Genomic DNA, 3,313 nt, shown 5'->3' with positions numbered 1-3,313 from the left:
ACGGCCTCGCGCAGCGCGTCGATGAGGGCGGCCCGTCGGCCACCACCGCCCGACAGCTCCAGATGCAGATCGGCCCCGATCCGCTCCGCGGAATTGACCCACGATTTCGCCATGGAAATGCACCCTACAGGGGGTCTTTCCGGCTCGTAGATTTGTCACATGACGACGAACACGAGCACAAAGACGGACACGAACACCCAGGTCACCGCCCCGGTGACCCGCATCGACCTCGCCCGCTCCGCCCCGAAGGTCTTCCGTGCCCTCATCGGCTTCGACGCCGCCGCCCGCGAGGGTCTCGACCCGGCCCTGGTCGAGCTGATCCAGATCCGCGCCTCGCACCTCAACCACTGCGCGTACTGCCTCCACATGCACACGAACGACGCCCGCAAGGCCGGCGAGAGCGAGGACCGGCTGCACATGGTCGCCGTCTGGCGCGAGGCCCGGCACTTCTTCACCGAGCGCGAACAGGCGGCCCTCGCCCTCACGGAGTCGGTGACCCTGGTGGCCGACGGCGGTGTCCCGGACGACGTCTACGCGCAGGCAGCCGCGCATTTCGACGAGCGGGAACTGGCCCACGTCCTGTCCCTGATCCTCACGATCAACACCTGGAACCGGGTGGCCCTGTCGACCGCGAAGGTGGCGGGCGCTGACCAGCGACGCTGACGCGGGCCGTCACACCGTCATCGGCCGGTCGTACGGCCCGATCGGCGCCGGCAACTGTGAACTCCCCGTCAGATAGCGGTCGACGGCCGCCGCCACCGCCCGCCCCTCCGCGATCGCCCACACGATCAGCGACTGGCCCCGGGCGGCGTCCCCCGCGACGAACACGCCCCGCGCGCTCGTCGCGAAGTCCGCGTCGCGGGTGATCGTGCCGCGCGGTGCCATCGCCAGCCTCAGCTGATCGATGAGCCCGTCCGCCCGGTCGGGCCCGGAGAACCCCAGGGCGAGCAGCACGAGATCGGCGGGCAGGCTGCGTCCGGAACCTTCCAACGGGCGCCGCTCCGCGTCCACTTCGACCAGGTGCAAGGACCGCACCCGCCCGTCCGCGTCCCCCTCGAAGCGGAGGGTCGACGCCGCGAACAGCCGCGCGTCCGCGTCTGCCGCGGGCGCCGTCTCCAGCTCCCGCGCCTCCTCGTGCGCAGCCGACAGCCGGTAGATCTTCGGATACGTCGGCCAGGGCTCCGCGTCCTCGTCGCGCTCGGCGTCCGGCTGGGCGTAGATGTCCAACTGGGTGACGGACGCGGCCCCTTCACGCACCGCGGTGCCAAGACAGTCGGCCCCCGTGTCGCCGCCGCCGACGATGACGACATGCTTCCCGGCGGCGGACATCGGGGACTCGGCCAAGTCCCCCTCACACACCCGGTTGGCCAGCGGCAGATACTCCATCGCTTGGTGGATGCCGGTCAACTCCCGTCCCGGCACGTCGAGTTCACGCCACGCCGTCGCTCCCGTGGCGATCACCACCGCGTCGTAGCGTGCCCGCAGTCCGGCCGCTCCGACATCCCGCCCGACCGTCGTGGACGTACGGAACTTGGTGCCCTCGGCCCGCATCTGCTCCAGCCGTCGTTCCAGATGCCGCTTCTCCATCTTGAACTCGGGGATGCCGTACCGCATCAGCCCGCCGAGCCGGTCGTCCCGCTCGTACACGGCGACCGTGTGCCCGGCGCGCGTCAACTGCTGTGCCGCGGCAAGGCCGGTGGGCCCGGAGCCGATCACCGCGACGGTCCGCCCGGACAACCGGTCCGGCGGTCTGGGTGGCGTGAAACCGTCGGTCCACGCGCGGTCGGCGATGGCCACCTCGACGTTCTTGATGGTGACCGCGGGCTGGTTGATGGCGAGCACACAGCCGGCCTCGCACGGCGCCGGACACAACCGCCCGGTGAATTCGGGGAAGTTGTTGGTGGCGTGCAGCCGGTCGGCAGCCGCCCGCCAGTCCTCCCGGCTGACCAGATCGTTCCACTCGGGGATCAGGTTGCCGAGCGGACAGGCGTCGTGGCAGAACGGGATGCCGCAGTCCATGCAGCGGTCGGCCTGTCTGCTCACGATCGGCAGCAGCGCGCCCGGGACATACACCTCGTCCCAGTCCCGCACCCGCTCCTCGACGGGCCTGCGGGGCCACTCCTGGCGCGGAGTGGTCATAAAACCCTTGGGATCGGCCATGGCGGTTTTCCTCGCGTCCGCATACGACAGGCCGTGCGTCATCGAGCGGCACTCTTTCAGCCACGATAAGGCCCCCCGGCCGAGCGCGCAGAGTGGGCGAGACCGCTTTCTCAAGGGGTTTTCCGCACGCTCCCGCCGCCCCTCCCTGTCGCTCCTCAGCCCGCACTCAGTTGATCTCCGGGGTTCGCTCAGGTGAGGGCCAGCATGTAGACCAGCGCGGCGCCGGCCGAGGCTATCGCGCGGACGTGGTTCCACATCGTCCACTCGCGTACGTACGACGGCCAGTACGCGGCGGCCTCCGGGGTCCCCGGGTCCAGCTTCAGCAGGGCGTCGTTGCGGGGCACGTTCGCGACGAGGGTCAGTCCGAACGACCCGAACAGATACAGCGCGCTGCCCAACAGCAACTCCACGGTGCCCTGGTCCGGCAACAGCACGAACGTCACCACCGCGATCACCGCGCACACCAGCGCCGAACCGGCGAACACGAGCATGAAGGCCGGGGTCATCGCCGCCGTGTTGATCGCGTTCATCGCGGCGACGCCCTGCGCGGGCGGCAACTCGGCCAGCCCGCGCATGACCAGCACGGAGAAGGCACAGAACACGCCCGCCATCACCCCGGTCGCGAGCACCCCCAGAACCGTCAGCGCGAAATACGGTTCACCGATCATGCCGACACCAACTCCCGCCCGTAGAGCCGAGATCCTGCCCACCACCAACCATCCCGACAAGTCGAACCCATCCCCGCCCGGACAACCATGGCCGAGAATCGCCGGACCATACGCGAACGTCCACAACGCCGCCCGCCCGCCAACCCCGGCGGCCGGCACCGGCGGACGTCATGCCGGGACATCCCGCCAGTCCCGCAGCACCCGTTCCACCCCCGCCGTGATCCGCCGCCGCGCTTCATGTCGTGGCACCCCACTCATCAGCAACTGGTCGTAGGGCGTGTCCACATGCCGTACGGATGCCGCCACCGCCGAGACCACCGAGCCCCCGGACAACGCCTGTCCCGCCGCGCTCCGCCCCACCCGCCCGCTGCCCCGCACCGAGGCGTGCGCGGCGATCGTCCGGGCCCGCTCCTCCGGGCAGCCGGGGAACAGCCGTCGTATCTCGGCCGCGAACGTCTCCGTGAACCGCACGTCCTCCACGGCCC

4 protein-coding genes are annotated in these 3,313 nt (G+C 70.4%); 1 reads left to right on the top strand and 3 read right to left on the bottom strand.

Annotation, left to right across the window (positions count from 1 at the left end):
* Window positions 1–159: 159 nt before the first annotated feature.
* Window positions 160–663 carry a carboxymuconolactone decarboxylase family protein gene (locus R6V09_RS49285; RefSeq protein ID WP_317887957.1) on the top strand — a complete coding sequence of 168 codons (504 nt, stop codon included), beginning with the start codon at window positions 160–162 and terminating at the stop codon, window positions 661–663.
* Between the two features lie 9 nt (window positions 664–672).
* On the opposite strand, the gene R6V09_RS49280 is transcribed toward R6V09_RS49285, so the two are convergent.
* The 3 genes from R6V09_RS49280 to R6V09_RS49270 all read right to left on the bottom strand — a co-directional run.
* Complete coding sequence (locus R6V09_RS49280; RefSeq protein ID WP_317887958.1) at window positions 673–2,160, bottom strand: glutamate synthase subunit beta; 1,488 nt, start codon at window positions 2,158–2,160, stop codon at window positions 673–675.
* A 188-nt stretch (window positions 2,161–2,348) separates the two neighbouring features.
* Window positions 2,349–2,828, bottom strand: a complete 480-nt coding sequence (locus R6V09_RS49275) for an anthrone oxygenase family protein (RefSeq protein WP_317887956.1) — start codon at window positions 2,826–2,828, stop codon at window positions 2,349–2,351.
* Window positions 2,829–2,996: 168 nt separating this feature from the next.
* On the bottom strand, window positions 2,997–3,313 hold a 317-nt coding region (locus R6V09_RS49270), incomplete at its 5' end, for a DUF2293 domain-containing protein (protein ID WP_317887955.1).

The sequence above is a fragment of the Streptomyces sp. W16 genome, assembly GCF_033194735.1.
In the GTDB taxonomy this organism is placed as follows: domain Bacteria; phylum Actinomycetota; class Actinomycetes; order Streptomycetales; family Streptomycetaceae; genus Streptomyces.
The sequence above is the reverse complement of the archived record's forward strand: the minus strand, read 5'-3'. Positions and strand labels throughout refer to the sequence as shown.

What these genes read in the sequence shown, in the direction of transcription:
- R6V09_RS49280 (WP_317887958.1), bottom strand. Translation starts at nt 2,160, where the DNA reads ATGGCCGATCCCAAGGGTTTTATGACCACTCCGCGCCAGGAGTGGCCC.
- R6V09_RS49285 (WP_317887957.1), top strand. Translation starts at nt 160, where the DNA reads ATGACGACGAACACGAGCACAAAGACGGACACGAACACCCAGGTCACC.
- R6V09_RS49275 (WP_317887956.1), bottom strand. Translation starts at nt 2,828, where the DNA reads ATGATCGGTGAACCGTATTTCGCGCTGACGGTTCTGGGGGTGCTCGCG.